Origin of the sequence: Kitasatospora sp. NPDC057223, from assembly GCF_042669755.1 — a bacterium.
Taxonomy (GTDB): Bacteria; Actinomycetota; Actinomycetes; order Streptomycetales; family Streptomycetaceae; genus Kitasatospora.
The window spans coordinates 1-19746 of the sequence record NZ_JBHUWW010000008.1 but is presented as its reverse complement, the minus strand read 5'-3'; the positions used below and the strand labels follow the sequence as shown (position 1 = coordinate 19746).

Genomic DNA, 19746 nt, shown 5'->3' with positions numbered 1-19746 from the left:
GGTATGGCATCTCGTGCACGTGTACGCGCCCCCGAGCTGGTCGGGGCAGGCGGTTGGCTGAACACCGGTGGCAAGGATCTCGTCCTCGCGGACTTCCGCGGGAAGATCGTCATCGCGGACTTCTGGACCTTCTGCTGCATCAACTGTCTGCATGTCCTGGACGAGCTGCGCGAGCTGGAGGAGAAGCACCGCGACACCGTGGTGATCGTCGGCGTGCACTCCCCCAAGTTCGTGCACGAGGCCGACCACCGGGCGGTGGTCGACGCGGTGGCCCGGTACGAGGTGCACCACCCGGTGCTGGACGATCCGGCGCTGGTGACGTGGAAGCAGTACGCGGTGCGGGCCTGGCCGACGCTGGTGGTGATCGACCCCGAGGGGTACGTGGTCGCGCAGCACGCCGGCGAGGGGCACGCGCACGCCATCGCGCGGCTGGTGGAGGAGCTGGAGGCCGAGCACGAGGCGAAGGGGACGCTGCGGCGCGGCGACAGCCCGTACGTGCCGGCGGAGCCGGTCGCGGGGGACCTGAAGTTCCCCGGCAAGGTGCTGCGGCTGCCGAACGGGAACTTCCTGGTCGCGGACTCCGGGCACCACTCGCTGGTCGAGCTGGCCGAGGACGGCGAGCGCGTGGTCCGCCGGATCGGGGACGGCGAGCGCGGGCTGGTGGACGGCCTCACCCCCCGGTTCAGCGAGCCGCAGGGCCTCGCGCTGGTGCCGGAGGGCCTGGAGCTCGGGTACGACGTGGTGGTCGCCGACACGGTGAACCACGCGCTGCGCGGCGTCCGGCTCGCGGACGGCGAGGTGCGCACCCTCGCGGGCACCGGAAAGCAGTGGTGGCAGGGGTCGGCGACCGACGGCCCGGCCCGCGAGGTCGACCTGTCCTCGCCCTGGGACGTGGCCTGGTTCGACGGCCGGGTCTGGATCGCGATGGCCGGAGTGCACCAGCTCTGGGCGTTCGACCCGGCGGCGGGCACGGTGGGCGTGGCGGCCGGCACCACCAACGAGGGCCTGGTGGACGGGCCGGTGGCGGAGGCCTGGTTCGCGCAGCCGTCCGGGCTGGCCGTCTCCGCGGACGGCGAGCGGCTCTGGGTGGCCGACTCGGAGACCTCCGCCGTCCGGTGGGTTTCACGTGAAACAAAGACCGTGCACACGGCCGTCGGCTCCGGCCTCTTCGACTTCGGGCACCGGGACGGCGAGGCCGCCCAGGCCCTGCTCCAGCACCCGCTCGGGGTGACGGTGCTGCCCGACGGATCGGTCGCGATCGCCGACACGTACAACCACGCGCTGCGCCGCTTCACCCCGCCGGCCGAGGAGGGTGCGAGCGGCGAGGTGACCACGCTGGCCACCGACCTGCGGGAGCCCTCGGGCGCCGTCCTGGTGGACGGGGACATCGTGGTCGTCGAGTCCGCCAGGCACCGGCTGACCAGGCTCCGGCTGCCCGAGGAGGCCGTCCGGGTCGAGTCGGTCGCGCACCGCACGCAGCGCGCGGCGACCGAGGTCGCGCCGGGCGTGTTCCAGCTCGACGTGGTGTTCTCCGCACCGGCCGGGCAGAAGCTGGACGAGCGCTACGGCCCGTCCACCCGGCTGCTGGTCAGCTCCACCCCGCCGGAGCTGCTGCTCTCCGGTGCGGGCGCCGACTCGGCGCTGAACCGCGAACTGGTGCTGTCCGAGGAGGTCACCGAAGGCGTCCTGCACGTCTCCGCGATGGCCGCCTCCTGCGACGACGACCCGGAGATCGAGTACCCGGCCTGCCACGTGCACCAGCAGGACTGGGGCGTGCCGGTGAAGCTCACGCCGGGTGGTGCGCGTCGGCTGCCGCTCGTGCTGGCGGGCATGGACGAGTAGCCGGGCAGGGAGCGCGGAGGGGCCCGGGAGCAGGTGCTCCCGGGCCCCTTTTCCGGTTTCCCGGTTTCCCGGATGTCCGGTTGTCCGGCTGTCCGGTCAGCCCTCCAGGAAGGCCTTGATCGCGCTGGCCAGCAGGTACGGGTCGTCGGCGCCGCACAGCTCGCGGGCCGAGTGCATCGACAGCGCGGCGATGCCGCAGTCCACGGTGGTGATGCCGAGCCGGGCCGCCGTGATCGGGCCGATCGTCGTACCGCAGGGCATCGCGTTGTTGGAGACGAAGGCCTGCCAGGGCACACCGGCCCGCTCGCAGGCGGCGGTGAAGACCGCCCGGCCCACGCCGTCCGTCGCGTACCGGTTGTTGACGTTGACCTTCAGGATCGGCCCGCCGTTGGGCAGCGGGTGGTGGCCCGGCTCGTGCCGCTCGCTGTAGTTCGGGTGGACGGCGTGGCCCATGTCGGAGGAGAGGCAGACCGTGCCGGCCAGTGCGCGGGCGCGGTCCTCCGGCGTGCCGCCGCGGGCGTAAACGCTGCGCTCCAGCACGTTGCCGAGCAGCGGGCCCTGGGCGCCGGTGTCCGACTCGCTCCCGGTCTCCTCGTGGTCGAAGGCGGCCAGCACCGGGATGTACGGCAGGTCGGCGCCGGCGATGGCGGCCAGCGCGGCGGTGGCGGCGTGCACGGACAGCAGGTTGTCCAGCCGCGGGCCGGCCAGCAGCTCGCGGTCCCGGCCCAGGTAGGCGGGCGGCTGGACGTCGTGGGTCATCAGGTCCCAGCCGACGATGTCCGAGGCGGGGACGCCGGCACGCTCCGCGACGTACTCGATCAGCGAACCCTCGTCGATCGCGCCGAGGCCCCAGATCGGCGTGAGGTGGCGCTGCTTGTCCAGCTTGAGGCCGTCGTTGACCTGGCGGTCGAGGTGGATCGCCAGCTGCGGCACGCGCAGCAGCGGCTCGTCGATCTGGACGAGCCGGGTGCTGCCGTCCCGCAGGGCCAGGCGCCCGGAGAGCCCGAGGTCGCGGTCGAGCCAGGTGTTCAGCGGGACGCCGCCGTAGATCTCCACCGCCACCTGCCGCCAGCCGGCCGCGGCGGTGTCCGGCAGCGGCTTGACCCGGAGGTTCGGCGAGTCGGTGTGGGTGCCGACCACCCGGAACGACGTCTGCGGGCCCGCGTTCTCCGGCACGTACCAGGCGATCAGCGCGCCGCCCCGGATGACGTACCGCCCCCCGGTCGCACCGTCCCAGGCGTCCGTCTCGGACACCTGACGGAAGCCGGCCTTCTCCAGCCGCGCGGCGGCGCTCGCCACCGCGTGGTAGGGCGACGGTGAGGTGCCGAGGAACGCGATCAGGTCATCGGTGTGCGTCCGGTCGAAGAAGGCCTGGCGGGCGGCGGTCGACATGCTGCTCCTGGGTCGAGGGAGGGTCGAAACCGGTTGGGGAGGCGGCTTCGCACCTTGAGCATATGCCCGTACACGGACATGACAGGCGGATCCCGGGAACGGATACAGAACGCGGACCGCGCCGTGAAAACACCCGTACCGGCGCCGTGGACGGCACTCGCGCCCGCGTTCGCCCAACCCGCCCCGGCCTGGCCGGAGCTGACCACCGGTCGATGGCCGCGCGCCCACCGGAGGCCTGTACGGAGCGGTTCCGTGTGCCCACGGAAGGTCACCGGAACGGCTGCGAATTCCCCTCGTAACTGCCTGTTCTTATGGCCGAGTTGCGGCAAGGATCAGGGCGGCGGCCCGTACGGGGCGCCGCCGGGACCGCCCGCAGGCAGGCCAGGGGCCACAGCTGCCCGGAGCCGCGGCGGCCGTCGCCGACCGGCCGTGGTTCCAGCCCTCGGAGCAGCGGGCGGGCAGCGCGCAGATCGCCACGACCGGCCCGGCGGGCGCGGAGGGCACGGCAGGCGCCGGGGGCTGACGGCCGGGCAGCAGCACAGCAGGTACGGAAGATTCGGACGGCTTGGGGGCGAGCGGATTGTTCGGGCGCGGGCACGAGGGCGCGGGCACGGTGGGGACGGGCACGGTGGGGACGGGTGACGTCCGGCTGGACGGGCCGGTGCAGGAGCTACAGGGACCGGAGGGGCTGTCCCGGACGGTCCGCAGGCAGCGCGTCCTGCTGGCCGTCGCCGCGGTCGCGACCCTGGTCTCGGTCGGCGGGCTGGCGGCGTCCTCGCTGATCAGGTCGCCGGCCGAGCGGGTCGCGCAGACGGCGCCCCCGCCGAACACGGTGCTCACGGCGGCCGCGACGATGCAGGTGCTGACCCCCTCGGTGGTGGTGCGCGGCACGGTCTACCCGCCGACCCAGTACAACGTGACCGCGACCCCGGCGTCGGCGGAGGTGACCCAGCTGTACGTGTCCGCGCTGAACGTGCAGGTGGGCGACGAGGTCGCGCCGGGCCGGCTGCTCGCCGAGGTGTCCGGCCAGCCGCTGTTCGCACTGTCCGGCGCCGTGCCCGCCTACCGCGACCTGAAGCCGGGCGCCACCGGCCCCGACGTGACCGAACTGCAGGACGCGCTGGTGGCGTTGGGCCTCTCGGTCCACTCCGACGAGAAGGGGGCGTTCGGCACCGGCACCGCCCAGGCCGTGTCGGACTTCTACGGCCGGCTCGGCCAACCGGTGCCCACCACCGGCGCCGCGACCCAGCAGGCGGTGGACACGGCGAAGAAGGCCGTCGACACCGCCCAGCAGAGCGTGGACGCCCTGACCGCCCAGAAGAAGGCCGCCGCCGAAGCCCCGACGACGCCCGCCCCGGGCACCGCCCCGACCGCCGGCCCCACCGCCGGAGCAGGCACCGGGACCGCCACGGGCGGCACCGGCGGGCTCGGCATCGACCAGCAACTCACCTCAGCCCGAAAGGAGTTGAGCGCGGCGAAGACCGCACTGGCGAAGGCCGCAGCGCTGAACGGCCCGATGGTGCCCGCCGCCCACGTGGTCTTCCTGCCGGTCTTTCCGGCTACCGTCACCGCCGTGAACGGCGCTGTGGGAGCGCCGGCTTCGGGCCCGCTGCTCACCCTGACCAGCGGCGGGCTCTCGCTGACCGCACAGCCGACGCAGGCCCAGGCCGCCGCGGTGCGGGCCGGGATGGCCGTGCAGATCTTCTCGGAGACCAGCAACACCACGCTCACCGGCACGGTGGCGGCGCTGGGCACGCCGACCACCGTCGCCCCGGCCGGACGGGTGATCCCGATCGGCGGCGCCGCCGGAAGCACCCCGGCCGGCGCGGGCGGCAGCGGCTCCGGCGGCGGGCAGGGCCTCGGTCAGGGCGGCGCGTCGGGGCCGGGCGCCGGCCAGGGCGGGGCGCTGTACGTCCCGCTGGCCATCACCCCCGCCACACCGCTGCCGGCCGCCATGAACGGGCAGAACGTCCGGATCGCGGTGCTCACCGGCTCCTCCACCACGCCCGTGCTGAGCGTGCCGGTCGCGGCCGTGTTCACCACCTCGGCGGGCCGGACGTCGGTCACCAAGGCCGACGCCGCCGGGCAGCGCAGCACGGTGGCCGTGACGACGGGCGCCACCGACCGCGGCCTCGTCGCCGTGACGCCGGACGACGCCGGCGCGCTGAAGGCCGGTGACCAGGTGGTGGTCGGGAAGTGACCGGCACCCCGATGCCCACCGGCAACCCCGCCGGCAGCGCGGACGGACCGCCCGAGCCCGCCCCGCCGGTGATCGCCCTGACGGGCGTCGGCCGGAGCTTCCCCGGCCCGCCTCCGGTGACCGCCCTGCACCCGTCCGACCTGGTGATCCGCCGGGGCGAGTACGTGGCGGTGACCGGACCGTCCGGCTCCGGGAAGTCCACCCTGCTGCACCTGCTGGGCCTGCTCGACACCCCCACCACCGGCAGCTACGAGCTGGACGGCATCGACACCGCCCGGCTCGGCGACCGGGACCGCTCCACCCTGCGCGGGCGCCGGATCGGCTTCGTCTTCCAGTCCTTCCACCTGCTGGCGCACCGCACCGCCGAGGAGAACGTCCTGCTCGCCCAGGTCTACAACCGCACCCCGCGCGCCCGCCGCCGGGCGGCCGCCCGGGAGGCCCTGCACCAGGTCGGCCTGGCGCACCGGACGCAGGCCCTGCCGGGCACGCTGTCCGGCGGTGAGCGCCAGCGGGTGGCGATCGCCCGCGCCCTGGTCAACCGGCCGAGCCTGCTGCTCTGCGACGAGCCGACCGGCAACCTGGACTCGGCCAACGCGACCGCCGTGCTCGCCCAGTTCGAGGAACTGCACGCGCGGGGCCACACGCTGGTGGTGATCACCCACGACCCGGCGGTCGCGGAGCACGCCCGGCGCTCGGTACGGATCAGCGACGGCCGCCTGTCGGAGCTCACGACACCTGCGGTGGGCGGCTGATGGCCCGCAGCGCGGTGCAGGGGCCCGCCTCCCGGCTGGGCCCGCGCGACCTGTTCGCCGAGGCGATGTCGGGCACCCTGCAGCGGCCGGGCCGCTCGGCGCTGACGATGCTCGGCACGGTGCTCGGGATCGGCGCGTTCGTCGCCGTCCTCGGACTGACCGCCACCGCCTCCGGGCAGATCGGCGCGCAGTTCAGCCTGACGAGGGCGACCACGGTGACGGCCGGCGAGCACCCGTCCGCCGACGGACTGCCGCCGGGCACCGATCCGCCGACGGACTTCCCCGAGGACACCGACAGCCGGCTGGCCCGGATCGACGGGGTGGCGGCCGGCGGCGTCTGGTGGACCGTCCCGGGCAGCCCGGCGATGACGAGCACCCCGGGCGGCCCGGACGCCGGCCAGGGCCTGACCCTGCTGGCCGCCACCCCGGGCGCCGTGGCGGCCATGGAGCCCACCCTCGCGGCCGGGGTCACCTTCGACCCGTACGTGCAGACGTCCCGGCAACCGGTGGCGCTGCTCAGTGCGGCCGCCGCGAGGCGGCTCGGGGTGACCAGGCTCGACGCGCAGCCGGCGATCTTCATCGGCGGCATCCCGTACACGGTCGTCGGGATCTACTCGGACGTCCGGCGGCGGCCGGGCGCGCTGCTCGGCGTGATCATCCCGGCCTCGACCGCGCTGGACCGCTTCGGCAACCCGCCGGCCGGCGGCGACACGGGTGCCCAGGCGCTGGTCGCCACCCGGGTCGGCGCGGCGCCGGTGGTCGCCGAGCAGCTGCCGCTCGCGCTGCGCCCGGACGCGCCCGGCGCCTTCACCGTCGTCCCGCCGCCGGACCCGCGCGGCCTCCAGGACGGCGTGACGTCCGACCTGACCGGGCTGTTCCTCGCGCTGGCCGCGATCTGCCTGCTGGTGGGCGCCGTCGGGATCGCCAACACGACCCTGGTGGCGGTGCTGGAGCGCACCGAGGAGATCGGCCTGCGCCGCGCCCTCGGCGCCCGGACCAGGCACATCGCCGGGCAGTTCCTCACCGAGTCGACCGCACTGGGCACCCTCGGCGGCCTGGTCGGCACCGGCCTGGGCGTGCTCACCGTGCTGGCGGTGGCCGCCGCCCGGGACTGGACGGCGGTGCTCCAGCCCGCGGCCACCCTGCCCGCCCCGCTGATCGGCAGTGCGGTCGGGCTGCTGGCGGGCCTCTACCCGGCCCTGCGGGCCGCCCGTACGGACCCGCTGAAGGCCCTGCGCAGCGGCTGAGCCGAGCCGCCCGCCCCGGCGCCGGACAGCACGAAGGGGCCCGCCGAAGTGGCGGGCCCCCTGGTGCTGAGGGTGGGTCAGGCGGTCATCGGAGCGGGCGGCGTCAGAACGCCTCCTCCGCCAGGTCCATGATCTCGTTGTCGACGCCCTCGGCGATCAGCCGCTGCGGGGTGATCGTCGGCAGGATGTTGCGGGCGAAGAAGCGGGCGGCGGCGACCTTGCCCTGGTAGAAGGCGACGTCCTTCTCCGAGGCCCCGGCCTCCAGCTTGGCGAGCGCGACGGTGGCCTGGCGCAGCAGCAGCCAGCCGATCACGACGTCGCCGGAGACCATCAGCAGGCGGGTGCTGTTGAGGCCCACCTTGTACATGTTCCGGACGTCCTGCTCGACCGAGGAGAGGTCGGCCAGCATCTTGCCGACGATGGCCTCCAGGTCGCCGGCGGCCTTGGCGAGCAGCTCGCGCTCGGTGGCGAGGGCGTCGCCGCCCTCGGCCGCGCCGAGGAACTTCTGGATCTGCTCGGAGACGGCGGTGAGCGCCTGGCCGCCGTCCTTGACGATCTTGCGGAAGAAGAAGTCCAGGCCCTGGATCGCGGTGGTGCCCTCGTAGAGGGTGTCGATCTTGGCGTCCCGGATGTACTGCTCGATCGGGTACTCCTGCAGGTAGCCGGAGCCGCCGAAGGTCTGCAGGGACTGCGCGAGCTGCTCGTAGGACTTCTCCGAGCCGTAGCCCTTGACGATCGGCAGCAGCAGGTCGTTGAGGCGCTCGGCGGCCTCGTCGTGCTCGCCGCGCAGGCGGGCCGCGAGGACGTCGTCCTGGGTGGAGGCGGTGAGCAGGACGAGCGCGCGCATGCCCTCGGCGTACGCCTTCTGGGTCATCAGCGAGCGGCGGACGTCCGGGTGGTTGGTGATGGTGACCCGGGGGGCGGCCTTGTCCAGGAAGTTGGAGATGTCGGCGCCCTGCACGCGCTCCTTGGCGTACTCCAGCGCGTTCAGGTAGCCGGTGGAGAGGGTGGCGATGGCCTTCGTGCCGACCATCATCCGGGCGAACTCGATGATCTTGAACATCTGGCGGATGCCGTCGACGCTCTCGCCGAGCAGCCAGCCCTTGGCCGGGTGCTTGGCGCCGAAGGTCATCTCGCAGGTGTTCGAGGCCTTGAGGCCCATCTTGTGCTCGACGTTGGTGGCGTAGACGCCGTTGCGCTCGCCGAGCTCGCCGCTCTCCCAGTCGAAGTCGTACTTCGGGACGATGTAGAGGCCCAGGCCCTTGGTGCCCGGCTTGCCGCCCTCGGGGCGGGCCAGCACCAGGTGGATGATGTTCTCGGACATGTCGTGCTCGCCCGAGGTGATGAAGCGCTTCACACCCTCGATGTGCCAGGAGCCGTCCTCCTGCTTGATCGCCTTGGTGCGGCCGGCGCCGACGTCGGAGCCCGCGTCGGGCTCGGTCAGCACCATGGTGGCGCCCCACTGCTTGTCGACCATGAGCTGGGCGACCTTGGACTGCTCCTCGGTGCCCTCCTCGTGGACGACGCCGGCGAAGGCCGGGCCGGAGGAGTACATCCAGACGGCCGGGTTCGAGCCGAGGATCTGCTCGGCGAACGCCCAGATCAGCGAGTTCGGGGTGACCTGGCCGCCGATGGCCTCCGGGATGCCCAGGCGCCACCACTCGGCGTCCATGAAGGTCTGGTAGCTCTTCTTGAACGCGGCCGGGATCGGCGCGGTGTTGGTCTCGGGGTCGAAGACCGGCGGGTTGCGGTCGGTGTCGGTGAAGGACGCGGCGAGATCGTTCTCGGCGAGGCGTGCGATCTCGCTGAGGATGTTCTTCGCGGTCTCGACGTCCATGTCGGCGAACGGACCGGTGCCGTACACCTGGTCGCGGCCGAACACCTCGAAGAGGTTGAACTCCACGTCCCGCAGGTTGGACTTGTAGTGACCCATGGCCGTTTTCTCCGGTTCGTCGCTTCCGGGGGTTCGCCGCGCCGGGCACCCCACTTACCCACCAGTAGACATCATGATGCTACCCAGCGGTAACTTGTTCAAGCCCTTCGCGGGGAATCAGTAGGGAAATCGGTTATGAACGTTGTCACGTCGCGGCACCGTGCCGTCCGGCCCGGGCCGTGGCAACCTCCCACAACCGGGAGCCGGTACTCCTGTCAGGATCGACCGCCGCACAGGGGTGCGCGCTCCCGCTAGCCTGTCCGTGTGTACGGCTATGACCAGACCGCATATCCGGGCGACCCCTACCAGCAGCAGGCGGGGCCGCAGCCGGGAATGAACGGCATGCCCGGCCCCGGCCCGTACGGCGAGCAGCCGCAGGCCGCGCCGCAGCAGTCCCTGTACCCGGAGCCCTCGCCGCCCTCGCTGGCGGACGCGGTCCGGGCCTTCACCACGGGCTCGATGGCGGTGGAGGACTTCCAGGCGATCTTCATCACCTCCAAGGTGCACTGCCCGCGCGGCGACCGCCCCGGTTTCCTCGCGCTGCACAACACCCCGACCCCGGTGATCCCGATGTTCAGCTCACTGAAGGAGCTGCGCCGGTACGCCGGCAAGGACTCCAAGCACTTCAGCGTGAGCGGCGCCGAGGTGCTGGACCTGCTGCCGACGGGGTACGGCTTCGCGCTGGACATGGAGGGCGAGCACCGGATGGTGTTCGACGCGAAGGCCGTGGAGCAGATGGTGGACTTCACCATGCGGCGGATGTACGGCTGATCCCGCCCGGGGAGGCTCGGAGCGGACCTCCGCCCAATTGGTTCAACTTTCAACTTGCTTGTGGTTGAGAGTTGAACTATTCTTTGGGGCGTAGGCCAAAGACTCCCGAAGGAGGCCGACATGCCCGCCGTGACCGTCGACAACCCGCTGACCCTCCCGCGCGTCACCACCCCCGACCCCGCCGTCACGACGCCGCGGCCGGTCCTCCAGGTGGCCACCGCCCCCGAGGGCTTCGAGGGCGAGGGATTCCCCGTCCGCCGGGCCTTCGCCAAGATCAACACCAAGCAGCTCGACCCGTTCATCATGATGGACCAGATGGGCGAGGTGGAGTACGGCGTCGGCGAGCCCAAGGGCACGCCCTGGCACCCGCACCGCGGCTTCGAGACCGTCACCTACCTGATCGACGGCGAGTTCATCCACAAGGACTCGCACGGCGGCGGCGGCCACCTCGGCGGCGGCGACACCCAGTGGATGACGGCCGGCTCCGGCATCCTGCACATCGAGACCCCGCCGGAGTCGCTGGTCGCCACCGGCGGCCTCTTCCACGGCATCCAGCTCTGGGTGAACCTCCCGTCCGCCGACAAGATGACCGCCCCGCGCTACCAGGACATCCACGGCGGGCACGTGAAGCTGCTCTCCACCTCCGACGGCGGCGCGATCCTGCGCCTGATCGCCGGCGAGCTGGACGGCCACCAGGGCCCCGGTGCCACCCACACCCCGATCACCCTGCTGCACGCGACCGTCACCCCCGGCGCGCAGGTCACCATCCCGTGGCGGCGCGACTTCAACGCCCTCGCGTACGTCCTGAACGGTGACGGCACCGTCGGCGCCGAGCGCCGCCCGGTGCACACCGGCCAGGCGACGGTGTTCGGCGAGGGCGACACCCTCACCATCTCCGCCGACGCCCGGCAGGACTCCCGGCACCCCAACCTGGACGTGATCATCCTGGGCGGGCAGCCGATCCGGGAGCCGGTCGCCTGGTACGGACCGTTCGTGATGAACAGCCACCGCGAGCTGGAGCAGGCGATGCGGGACTTCCAGTCCGGCTCGTTCGGCCACCCCGTCGACTGACGGACGGCGAGCGGCGGCAGCCTCGGCCCGGTACGCCCGGATCTGACGATCAGATCCGGGCGTACAGGGCCGAGGCGTCGTCGTAGGCCTTGCCGCGCGGCCAGCGCTCGCACCGGTGGTCGGCCCGCTCCACCGCCCTGACCTGGGCGATCAGCTCCGCCGGGCCGGATTCGGCGAGCAGGCGCAGCGCATCCGACCAGCTGCCGAGCCCGAACCGCTCGGTGTAGCGCGAGGCGCCGTCCGACAGCGCGGCGACGGCGGACAGCCCGGCCAGCGGCGCGAAGCCGGTCTCGGCGTGCTCGGCGGCCCTCGGCGAGGCGGCCGCGATCCACGGCCCGTTGCCGGTGTTGCGGGCGGCGCGGACGGCGAGCGCGTACCGCTGGTGCAGCTCCGCGCGCTCGGCCGAGCCCGGCACGGTCGCCCAGATCCGCCGGCGCAGCTCCTCGCCCGCCGGAAAGCCCTGGTTGCCGCCGATCACCCGGGGCGGCCCGTCGTGCGGCTGGAGCACCAGCAGCGAGTCGCCCAGCACCAGGTACTCCAGTGCGCTGCCGTGGCGGCGGGCGGCCACCACCATCGCGGCGGGCGTGTTGTGGTGGCCGAGGTCGCAGCGCCCGCCGTGCAGCGCGGCGGTCTCGGCGATGGCGTCGGCCAGGCACTCGGCGATCGAGCGGTCGGTGCGGTCGGTCATCCGGGCCAGCAGGTGGACGCCGAGCCGGCGCACGTACCACGCGGTGCCGTGGCGACAGCCGGACTCCATCCCGTCCGGCGAACTCGACCCGTCGAGCAGTACCAGGGCCTCCGGGGAGGCGGCGGCGAAGTCCTCGCTCTCCCGGCCGGGCTGCTGCGCTTCCCCTGCGAGCTGTACCTGCATCCCGACAGTGTGGCCGCCGGGCGGGCGCGGTGCACAGACCCCTGCGGCGATCCGCCGAGGATGTCCGATGGCAGTACCACAATCCCGGACATACTGTCTTATATCGAACGGACAACCGGGAGCACCCGGGACTACACGAGGAGCGTTCTGATGGTCTGGCAGTTCATCGTCGTCGTCGCCGCCGCCATCGGCTTCCCCACCGCGGCCCTGCTCTTCCTCATCGGCGGACCTCGCTTCCCCGACGAGGCCGAGCACACCCGCTGACCCGCCACCGCCCCCGTGGGGCCCCGAGCCGGGCGGACGGGGCGGATACTGGGCGCCGCACCCTCCCGGACGTGGCATCGTGTGCGTGAACGCGTGATCCGGCGCCACCCCCGTCCAGGAGGTTCTTCATGAGCAACGATGTAAGCGATGTAAGCGATGTAGCGGCGACCGACAGCACCGGCACTCCGGAGGCGACCGAGGCCCCGGCGCCCGCGCAGGACGACGTCAAGGCGAAGTTCCTCGCCGCGTTGGAGCGCAAGCAGGGCGTCCGGACGGACGGCGCGGGCGGCGGCCCCGGCGCCGACGGCAAGATCCACGGCGCGCACAGCGCGGCCGGCGGCAAGCGCAACTTCCGCCGCAAGGCCGGCGGCTGAGCCGACGGGTGACGGGCGGGCGGCGGGCGGCTCCGGACGGGGCCGCCCGCTCCGTTCTCGGCCGCCCTGTTTCGCCGGCGCCGTTCTCGGCCGCCCCGTGCCGGCCGTCCGGTGCCCGGCGGCTAGCGGGCGGGCGCCCAGTGCGGGTCGCGGCCCAGTAGGGCGAGAGCGCGTTCGAACGGCCCGGCGCCGTCCGGCGCGCCGAGCTGTTCGCCGAACTGCCGGCCGGGCCCCCGGAAGTCCGGGCCGGGCGGCACCCGGGACGCGACCGTGAGCAGCAGGGCCGCGGGCTCGGGCGGGCAGGGCTGAGGGCGGCCGAGACTCACGGACACGTCCCAGGCGTGCACCAGGGTGTCCAGGAAGTGGAACGACAGCGCCACCTCGGCCGGGAAGGGCCTGTCCGTGCGGATCTCCGGGAGCCAGAACGGCCGCCCGTCCGCCGCGGCCCCGTCGAGGGCGGCCTCCAGCGCCAGCACCGACTCCGCGAGCGTCGCGGCCGGATCGTCGCCGCACGGCAGGTCCGCCCAGAGCGCGAGGTCCGGGCCGGCGCCCAGCGCGGCCGCCGCCATCGCGTGGTTGCGGCCGATCACGTGGCCGAGCAGGTCGGCCAGCGTCCAGTCCCCGCAGGGGGTGGGCCGGGCGAGGTCGGCCGGGCGGACGGCGGCGACGGCCGCCCCGGCCAGGGCGAGCGCGTGGCCGTGCGCGGCGCGGATGCCGGCGGTGCCCGGCGCGCCGTTGTCGTGGGTGCTCATGCGGTACGGGCCTCCAGGTCGGTGCCGGCCAGATCGGTGTCAGCCAGATCGGTGCCGGTCAGGTCGGTGCCGGGTAGATCGGTGCCGGTCAGGTGGGTGCCGGTCAGGTCGTCGCCGGCCAGGAAGCCGATCGCGTTGTCGATCACGGCCGGGTCGGCCAGGATCCTGCGGTGGCCGAGCCCCCGGGTGGTGATCAGCTCCAGCCGGTCGCCGTACGCGGCCTTGAGGCGGTGCGCCTGGCCGATGCCGACCACGGTGTCGTCCTCGTCGTGGACGACCAGCGTGGACGGGGTGACGGCGGCGGGGTCGTGGGTGGCGTCGAAGTGCTGCCAGACGTTCGCGGTACCGGCGAACAACTCGTGCTCGATCCGGCGCCGCAGGTCCCGCTCGATCCGGGCGTTCAGGCCGAGCCGGGCGCAGAAGCCGGCCGGCAGGTAGCCGAACTCGGCGACGCCGGCAAGGGCGACCAGCCGCTCCGCCCGTACGCCGTCGCGCAGCGCCAGGTAGGCGCAGCTGACGCCGAAGGAGTGGGCGATCACGGAGTGGAAGGTCCCGTACGTCTCCTGGAGGGCGCGGATCACGTCGCGGTACTCCAGGATCGTGGTGCTCCGGCCGCCGGAGTCGCCGTGGCCGGGGGCGTCGAAGGCGACCGGGCTCAGGCCCAGCGCCTGCAGGCGCGGGACGAAGGCCGCGTAGCGGGAGGCCCGGGACTGCCAGCCGTGCAGCAGCAGGACGGGCCTGGCGCCGTCGCCCCAGCGGTAGACGACGACCCGTTTGCCGTTGACGGTCAGCTCCCCGGTGACCGCGCGGTCGTGCACGTCGCGCTCGGTGCCGCGGACCCTGCTGCGTCGCAGCGGGCGCAGGAAGAGCTCGAAGGCGGCGCGCCCGGCGGCGCGGGGGGCGAGCAGTGCGGTGGTGTTCAGGGTGGTGCGCAGGAGGGCGACGGCCGGGTCCATGAGGTTCTCCCTGTCGGGCTGCCTGGGGGTGCGGGGGCCGAACTGCGGAGATATTAGCACGACCGTTCGTGCATCTATTGGCTCAGGCAGAAGCCCGGACCACCTGGATCCGGGCCAAGGCCAGGGCCAGGGCCAGGGCCAGGGTCAGCCGGGCAGCTGCGCGGGGTCGGCCGCCTCGGCCCGCAGCAGGCCCAGGACGGCCCGCGCGGCACGGTCGTACGGGCGCTCCTCGCCGAACAGCAGCGCCTGCGAGTTGGCCGTCTCGGTGAAGCTGATCAACGCGAACGCCAACTGGTCGAGGTCCGCGTCGGCGGGCAGCCCGCCGACCGCCCGGGCACCGGCCAGCGCCTCCAGCAAGGTCGCCTCCCACTCCCGGGCGCAGTCCGCGAGCAGGTCGCGGACCGGGCCGGGCCGGGCGTCGAACTCCGCCGACACCTCGTAGAAGAAGCACCCGCCGGGGAACACCCGGGCCCGCGAGTACTCCAGCCACCCGCCGCACAGCGCCCACACCCGGCCGAGCCCCGGCCCCAGCTCCCGGGCGGGCTCGATCACGGCGTCGAAGAAGATCCGCCGGGCCGCCCGGACGGCCGCGAGCTGCAGCTCCTCCTTGGAGCCGAAGGTCGCGAACACCCCGCTCTTGCTCAGCCCCAGGTCGGTGGCCAGCCGGCCGATCGACAGCGCGCCGAGGCCCTCGACCGAGGCGATCTCGACCGCCCGCCGCAGCACCGCCCGGCGGGTCTCCTCGCCGCGCAGCACCCGCCCGTCGGTGGGACGTCCCGCCGTGGAACGTCCGTCCGTGGAGGAACCGTCCGTGGAGGAAAGGGCCACTGCGCACCTCGGTTGTCACGACGGGAACGGGGACGGGGAACGGGTGCCAGCCTAGCCCCGGCCGGCGGGCCTAACCGGGCCCGACGCCCGCCAGCGCCCGCTCCAGCACGGCCGCCAGGCCGAGCAGCCGCTCGTCCGCACCGGGCGCCCCGACGCACTGCAGGCCGAGCGGCAGCCCGCCCGGCGCACACCCGGCCGGCAGGCTCAGCGCCGGCAGCCCGGCGTAGCTCCAGGGCAGCGACATCACCGCGTCGCCCGTGCTGTCGAGCCCTCGCGGGGCCGGCCCGGTGGCGGCCGGTGCCAGCCAGAGGTCGACACCCTCCCGGAGAGCGGCCGAGGCGATCCGCGCACGGAACTGCGCCCTGGCGAGCAGCGCCGCCGCGTGGTCGTCCGCACCGACGCCCTGGCCGTGCCGCAGGGCGGCGGCCGTCTCGTGCCGGTAGAGGCCGCCGAAGCGGGCGAACCAGTCGGCGTGCACCCGGGCCGCCTCGAAGCCGCCGAGGGTGTGCAGGTGGCGGACGACCTCGTCGAAGTCCGGGATCAACTCGACCCGGCGGACGGCCAGCCCGGCCCGCTCCAGCGTGTCGAGTTGCGCCGCGAAGGCGGCCGCGGCCTGCGGGCCGGCCTGGTCGAGGTACGGCCCGACGGGCACCCCCAGCACCGGCCCGGCCCCGTCCGCCGGGGCCCCGGCCGGGTGCCAGTCGTCGCACAGCACGGCCGCGGCCAGCGCGGCGCCCGCGACGTCGGCGGTGAAGAACCCGACGGTGTCCAGGCTGGGCGCGTTCGGGATCACCCCGGCGACCGGGATCCGCCCGTACGTCGGGCGGAAGCCCACCACTCCGCAGTACGCCGCCGGGCGGATCACCGAGCCGATGGTCTGGGTGCCGATCGCGAGCGGCACCAGGCCCGCCGCCACCGCCGCGGCCGAACCGCTGCTGGAGCCGCCCGGGGTGTGCGCCGGGTCGTGCGGATTGCGGGTCGGGCCGGGCGCCGCCATCGCGAACTCGGCGGTCACGGTCTTGCCCGCGACCAGCGCGCCCGCGGCCCGGAGCCGGCCGACCAGCGGTGCCTGCGGACCGGCCAGCACGCCGGGCGGCAGGGCGGATCCGGCATGCGTGGCCAGGCCGTCCACCCGGACGATGTCCTTGATGCCGACCGCGACGCCGTACAGCACCGGACGGCCCTCCGGCGCGGGGTGGCGGGCGGCGAGCGCGCGGGCCTCGGCGCGCAGCCGGTGGTGGCGGCCCGGCTCGGGGACGAAGGCGTGCAGCAGCGGGTCGAGCTGCTCGATCCGGCCGCAGAGCCGGTCGACGTGGACGTCGAGACCGGGTTCTCCGGCGCGCAGCGCGGCGGACTCACCGGTCAGCGACAGCGGGCCGCCCGGCGGCTCCACGGCGCTCACGCCGCCCGTCCCGGGCCGCCGCTACTGGTGCTCGGTCGGCAGGTAGGGCGTCTCGCGCAGGAAGACGGCGCCGCAGGTGTGGCAGTTCAGCGCGGCCGTCCGGTCCCACTCCTCCGGGTCCTGGGCGGGCGCTGCGGCGTCCAGTTCCCGGCCGCACATGGCGACGTCCTCACCGGCGCGGACCATGTGCCAGGTCTTCACCCCGGCGGAGGGGCCGCCGGACCCGTACTCGGCACGCATCTGATGCAACATGTCCCCATCGTCCGGCGGCCGTTCGGGCCCGGCAACCCGGGCGGACGGGCACCCGGCCGGCGCCCGGCGGTGTCCCGTCCGGGAAGTTGCGGGACGCACCGGGACCGCACCCCGGACGGCAGTGGCTCCCGGCCACGGCGGCGCCCCCGACGCGCCGTCAGGAGGCCATCCCCAGCGGGGAACCGTCCTGCCACTTGAGGATCTTGTCGAAGCTGACGATCGCGCCGCGCAGCGGGTGGTTGCGCAGCTGGACGTGGTCGGCGAGGGCGTGGATGAGGAACAGGCCGCGCCCGCTCTCCGCGCAGAGGTCGGGGAGGGCGTCCGGATCGACGGTGCGCGGCACGGGGGCGGGGCGGCCCGGCGGCAGCACGTGGGTGTCGTAGGGGGCGGGGCCGGCGGCGGGGCGGGAGCGGTGGGCGGTGAGGACGGCGGCCGGCAGGGTGGCGCGGCCGCGGCGGCTGCGGGGCCGGGCGGCGGGGCGGGTGGGTGCGGGGGCGGCCGGGCGGCGCACGGGCCTGGCCGGCGCGGGGGCGGGCGGCGCGACGGGGAGGCCGGGGATTCCGGGGCCCGAGTCCGTCACCTCGATGCGCAGCCGGTCGCCGGTGATCGAGGCGGTGACCTGGAAGCTCTCGTCGGGACACCCGCCGGCCGCGTGTTCGACCGCGTTGGCGCACGCCTCGGTGAGGGCGATGCCGAGGTCGTAGGAGAGCTGGCGGTCCACGCCGGCGGTCTCCATGGCTCCGAGCAGGATGCGCCGGGCCAGCGGGACGCTGGCCGGGTCGCGCTTGAGGTGCAGAGTCCACCGGATGTCCACGGGAGGTCCCTCCTGGCTGCGGCTCCACATACACCTAGGTATCTCCGGGCATTTCGGCGGCGAACCGTGCGGAAGGGCCTTCATCACTCGTCCGGCGGATGGACTGGCGTCAGGGTGTATGCCGAGCGGCGCGCATTAGAGCACGCACGCGGGGCCGAACGGGTTACTCATAGGCATTTCCGACCCTGCCCCTTCCCGCCGGGTGCCCGATGAGATGATGGCCCGGCCATGACTTCCCACCCCGCCGCCCCGCTTCCGGGAGCCGCCGCACCGGACGCGCCGGTACGAGCGGCCGCCTGGGATCTCCGGCTGGCGCGGGCCCTGCCGTTCGCCCTGGTCTGCACGCTGATAGCGGCGGCCGGGCACGCCCTGGCAGGCGGCGGGAACGTCGCGCCGAGCGCCCTCGCGGCCGGCTTCGCGGCGGTCCTCGCGGCAGCCGCGGCACTCGGCGGGCGCGAGCGTTCGGGGCCGGCCATCGCGGCGGCGCTCGGGGCCGGCCAGGTCGCCCTGCACTGCCTCTTCCACGGCTTCGTCGCGCACGCAACCGGCATGGCCGGCATGCGGCACGGCGCGTCGGGGCCGATGACGGTCGATCAGGTGGCCGGGCGCCTGCTGTGCAACGAGAGCCACCCCGGCACCCTGATCGGCCTGCCCCCGGGGACGACCCCCGAGCAGCTGATCAGCGACGCCGGGCTGGACCCGGCCGCGTACGCCGCCGCGCCCTGGGGGCAGGGCGGCCTGTTCGGCATGACGCCCGCGATGCTGGCGGGCCACCTCGCCGCCGCCCTGGTGGCCGGCTGGTGGCTGCGGCGCGGCGAGGCCGCGCTCTGGCGGCTGCTGCGGGTCACCGCGGCCGCCGCCCAGGAGCTGGCCGCCCCGCTGCGGACGGCGTTCGCCCTGCTCGCCTCGCTGCTGCGCGGCCTGCTGGGCACCCCGGGCGGCGCCCCCCGCCCGTACGGCGCGTACGAGGTCGCGAGCCGGCTGCCCGCGGCGGCGGCGCTGCGGCACAGTGTGGTCCGGCGGGGTCCGCCGGCGGCGGCGTTCGCGCGCTGAACCGCCCTGCCTCCGGCAGGTGACCGGGAGCGCGCACGCGGGGCCGTACCCATGGAGCGGTACGGCCGGCTGCCAACCCCACGGCGCGGTCCGCCCGTGGTGCGGGACCACCCCGTGCCCGGTGAGCAGGCCGCCCTCCTCCGATCGGAGACCACCCGCCATGCGTTCCACTCCTGCCCGCCGTACCGCCGGTATCGTCCTCGCAGCCGCCGCCGGCGTCGTCGCCCTGGCCGGCCCGGCCTCCGCGCACGTCACCGTCCAGCCGGGCAACGCCCAGCAGGGCGGCTACACCGCCGTCGACTTCCGGGTGCCGAACGAGAGCGACACGGCGAGCACCGTCAAGCTGGAGGTCAACCTCCCGCTGGACCACCCGCTGGCCTCCGTGCGGACCCTGCCGCTGCCCGGTTGGACCGCCACCGTCGAGAAGGCCAAGCTCGACAAGCCGATCAAGGTGCACGGCAACGACGTCAACGAGGCCGTCTCGAAGATCACCTGGACCGCCGACGCCGGGACGAAGATCGCCCCCGGCCAGTTCCAGGAGTTCCGCGTCTCGCTCGGCCCGCTGCCGACCGACACCGAGTCGATGGCCTTCAAGGCGCTCCAGACCTACGACAACGGCGAGGTCGTCCGCTGGATCGACGAGACCAAGGCGGGCCAGCCCGAGCCGGCCAAGCCCGCGCCCGTGCTCACCCTCACCAAGGCCCCCGCCGCGGCCGGCGCCTCGCCCGCGGCCGACAGCCACACCACCCACCCGGAGGCGACCTCCTCCCAGGACCAGGCCGCCTCGTCCTCGGACGCCAAGTCCAGTGACTCGACCGCCCGCGTGCTCGGCGTGGTCGGCATCGTGGTCGGCGTGATCGGCGCCGGGTTCGGCGTCCTCGGCCTGCGCCGCAAGGGCGACAGCGCCGCCTCCTGACCCGCCGGTGAACCCCGCGCACGATCGGACTCCCTGATGACCCGCACCACCCGCCC

Annotated in this window: 18 protein-coding genes; 9 read left to right on the top strand and 9 right to left on the bottom strand. The window is 74.3% G+C overall.

The window, feature by feature from the left end; translation table 11 throughout:
* Positions 1-3: 3 nt before the first annotated feature.
* Entirely contained in the window at positions 4-1842 is a 1839-nt protein-coding gene (locus ACFUK0_RS05300; RefSeq protein WP_380246701.1) for an NHL domain-containing thioredoxin family protein, read from the top strand.
* Between the two features lie 96 nt (positions 1843-1938).
* Here ACFUK0_RS05300 and ACFUK0_RS05295 read toward each other — a convergent pair whose 3' ends face one another.
* Complete coding sequence (locus ACFUK0_RS05295) at positions 1939-3234, bottom strand: M18 family aminopeptidase (RefSeq protein WP_380246700.1); 1296 nt, start codon at positions 3232-3234, stop codon at positions 1939-1941.
* Positions 3235-3895: 661 nt separating this feature from the next.
* Between ACFUK0_RS05295 and ACFUK0_RS05290 the strand changes: the two genes are divergently transcribed.
* The 3 genes from ACFUK0_RS05290 to ACFUK0_RS05280 are packed head-to-tail and all read left to right on the top strand — an operon-like array spanning position 3896 to position 7433.
* Positions 3896-5434, top strand: coding sequence for a peptidoglycan-binding protein (locus ACFUK0_RS05290; RefSeq protein ID WP_380246699.1), 1539 nt, complete (start codon positions 3896-3898; stop codon positions 5432-5434).
* An 11-nt stretch (positions 5435-5445) separates the two neighbouring features.
* Positions 5446-6186 (top strand): ABC transporter ATP-binding protein, encoded by a 741-nt coding sequence (locus ACFUK0_RS05285; protein ID WP_380246790.1) that lies wholly within the window; start codon positions 5446-5448, stop codon positions 6184-6186.
* Positions 6186-7433, top strand: coding sequence for an ABC transporter permease (locus ACFUK0_RS05280; RefSeq protein ID WP_380246698.1), 1248 nt, complete (start codon positions 6186-6188; stop codon positions 7431-7433). Before ACFUK0_RS05285 ends, ACFUK0_RS05280 begins: the two co-directional genes overlap by 1 nt.
* Before the next feature lie 103 nt (positions 7434-7536).
* Here the strand turns inward: ACFUK0_RS05280 and ACFUK0_RS05275 are convergent, their stop codons facing one another.
* Positions 7537-9366 carry an acyl-CoA dehydrogenase gene (locus tag ACFUK0_RS05275; protein WP_380246697.1) on the bottom strand — a complete coding sequence of 610 codons (1830 nt, stop codon included), beginning with the start codon at positions 9364-9366 and terminating at the stop codon, positions 7537-7539.
* A gap of 264 nt (positions 9367-9630) precedes the next feature.
* On the opposite strand from ACFUK0_RS05275, the gene ACFUK0_RS05270 reads away from it, so the two are divergent.
* Both ACFUK0_RS05270 and ACFUK0_RS05265 read left to right on the top strand, forming a co-directional pair.
* Positions 9631-10137 (top strand): SseB family protein, encoded by a 507-nt coding sequence (locus ACFUK0_RS05270; protein ID WP_380246696.1) that lies wholly within the window; start codon positions 9631-9633, stop codon positions 10135-10137.
* A 120-nt stretch (positions 10138-10257) separates the two neighbouring features.
* Positions 10258-11208, top strand: coding sequence for a pirin family protein (locus tag ACFUK0_RS05265; RefSeq protein ID WP_380246695.1), 951 nt, complete (start codon positions 10258-10260; stop codon positions 11206-11208).
* A 49-nt stretch (positions 11209-11257) separates the two neighbouring features.
* On the opposite strand, the gene ACFUK0_RS05260 is transcribed toward ACFUK0_RS05265, so the two are convergent.
* Positions 11258-12079 carry an integrase gene (locus ACFUK0_RS05260; protein WP_380246694.1) on the bottom strand — a complete coding sequence of 274 codons (822 nt, stop codon included), beginning with the start codon at positions 12077-12079 and terminating at the stop codon, positions 11258-11260.
* Between the two features lie 392 nt (positions 12080-12471).
* On the opposite strand from ACFUK0_RS05260, the gene ACFUK0_RS05255 reads away from it, so the two are divergent.
* Positions 12472-12717 carry a DUF5302 domain-containing protein gene (locus ACFUK0_RS05255; protein ID WP_380246693.1) on the top strand — a complete coding sequence of 82 codons (246 nt, stop codon included), beginning with the start codon at positions 12472-12474 and terminating at the stop codon, positions 12715-12717.
* A gap of 122 nt (positions 12718-12839) precedes the next feature.
* Here the strand turns inward: ACFUK0_RS05255 and ACFUK0_RS05250 are convergent, their stop codons facing one another.
* From ACFUK0_RS05250 to ACFUK0_RS05225, 6 genes are all read right to left on the bottom strand, one after another.
* Positions 12840-13469: a TIGR03086 family metal-binding protein gene (locus tag ACFUK0_RS05250; RefSeq protein ID WP_380246692.1), complete on the bottom strand. Its 630-nt coding sequence runs from the start codon at positions 13467-13469 to the stop codon at positions 12840-12842.
* A complete protein-coding gene (locus tag ACFUK0_RS05245) occupies positions 13466-14425 on the bottom strand; it encodes an alpha/beta fold hydrolase (protein WP_380246691.1) in 960 nt (319 codons plus the stop codon). Before ACFUK0_RS05245 ends, ACFUK0_RS05250 begins: the two co-directional genes overlap by 4 nt.
* Positions 14426-14569: 144 nt before the next feature.
* Positions 14570-15181 carry a TetR/AcrR family transcriptional regulator gene (locus ACFUK0_RS05240; protein WP_380246789.1) on the bottom strand — a complete coding sequence of 204 codons (612 nt, stop codon included), beginning with the start codon at positions 15179-15181 and terminating at the stop codon, positions 14570-14572.
* 142 nt (positions 15182-15323) lie between these two features.
* Positions 15324-16655, bottom strand: coding sequence for an amidase (locus ACFUK0_RS05235; RefSeq protein WP_380246690.1), 1332 nt, complete (start codon positions 16653-16655; stop codon positions 15324-15326).
* 21 nt (positions 16656-16676) lie between these two features.
* Positions 16677-16907, bottom strand: a complete 231-nt coding sequence (locus ACFUK0_RS05230; protein WP_380246689.1) for a hypothetical protein — start codon at positions 16905-16907, stop codon at positions 16677-16679.
* Positions 16908-17064: 157 nt separating this feature from the next.
* Positions 17065-17721, bottom strand: coding sequence for an ATP-binding protein (locus ACFUK0_RS05225; protein ID WP_380246688.1), 657 nt, complete (start codon positions 17719-17721; stop codon positions 17065-17067).
* A 228-nt stretch (positions 17722-17949) separates the two neighbouring features.
* Between ACFUK0_RS05225 and ACFUK0_RS05220 the strand changes: the two genes are divergently transcribed.
* Together ACFUK0_RS05220 and ACFUK0_RS05215 are read left to right on the top strand one after the other, a co-directional pair.
* Entirely contained in the window at positions 17950-18774 is an 825-nt protein-coding gene (locus ACFUK0_RS05220; protein WP_380246687.1) for a hypothetical protein, read from the top strand.
* A gap of 160 nt (positions 18775-18934) precedes the next feature.
* Positions 18935-19690: a YcnI family protein gene (locus ACFUK0_RS05215; RefSeq protein WP_380246686.1), complete on the top strand. Its 756-nt coding sequence runs from the start codon at positions 18935-18937 to the stop codon at positions 19688-19690.
* Positions 19691-19746 lie beyond the last annotated feature (56 nt).

Bases quoted from the DNA above. Each gene is read 5' to 3' on its own strand.
- ACFUK0_RS05260 (WP_380246694.1), bottom strand. From the start codon at position 12,079: ATGCAGGTACAGCTCGCAGGGGAAGCGCAGCAGCCCGGCCGGGAGAGC.
- ACFUK0_RS05230 (WP_380246689.1), bottom strand. From the start codon at position 16,907: ATGTTGCATCAGATGCGTGCCGAGTACGGGTCCGGCGGCCCCTCCGCC.
- ACFUK0_RS05255 (WP_380246693.1), top strand. From the start codon at position 12,472: ATGAGCAACGATGTAAGCGATGTAAGCGATGTAGCGGCGACCGACAGC.
- ACFUK0_RS05250 (WP_380246692.1), bottom strand. From the start codon at position 13,469: ATGAGCACCCACGACAACGGCGCGCCGGGCACCGCCGGCATCCGCGCC.
- ACFUK0_RS05220 (WP_380246687.1), top strand. From the start codon at position 17,950: ATGACTTCCCACCCCGCCGCCCCGCTTCCGGGAGCCGCCGCACCGGAC.
- ACFUK0_RS05275 (WP_380246697.1), bottom strand. From the start codon at position 9,366: ATGGGTCACTACAAGTCCAACCTGCGGGACGTGGAGTTCAACCTCTTC.
- ACFUK0_RS05300 (WP_380246701.1), top strand. From the start codon at position 4: ATGGCATCTCGTGCACGTGTACGCGCCCCCGAGCTGGTCGGGGCAGGC.
- ACFUK0_RS05215 (WP_380246686.1), top strand. From the start codon at position 18,935: ATGCGTTCCACTCCTGCCCGCCGTACCGCCGGTATCGTCCTCGCAGCC.
- ACFUK0_RS05295 (WP_380246700.1), bottom strand. From the start codon at position 3,234: ATGTCGACCGCCGCCCGCCAGGCCTTCTTCGACCGGACGCACACCGAT.
- ACFUK0_RS05265 (WP_380246695.1), top strand. From the start codon at position 10,258: ATGCCCGCCGTGACCGTCGACAACCCGCTGACCCTCCCGCGCGTCACC.
- ACFUK0_RS05245 (WP_380246691.1), bottom strand. From the start codon at position 14,425: ATGGACCCGGCCGTCGCCCTCCTGCGCACCACCCTGAACACCACCGCA.
- ACFUK0_RS05280 (WP_380246698.1), top strand. From the start codon at position 6,186: ATGGCCCGCAGCGCGGTGCAGGGGCCCGCCTCCCGGCTGGGCCCGCGC.
- ACFUK0_RS05285 (WP_380246790.1), top strand. From the start codon at position 5,446: ATGCCCACCGGCAACCCCGCCGGCAGCGCGGACGGACCGCCCGAGCCC.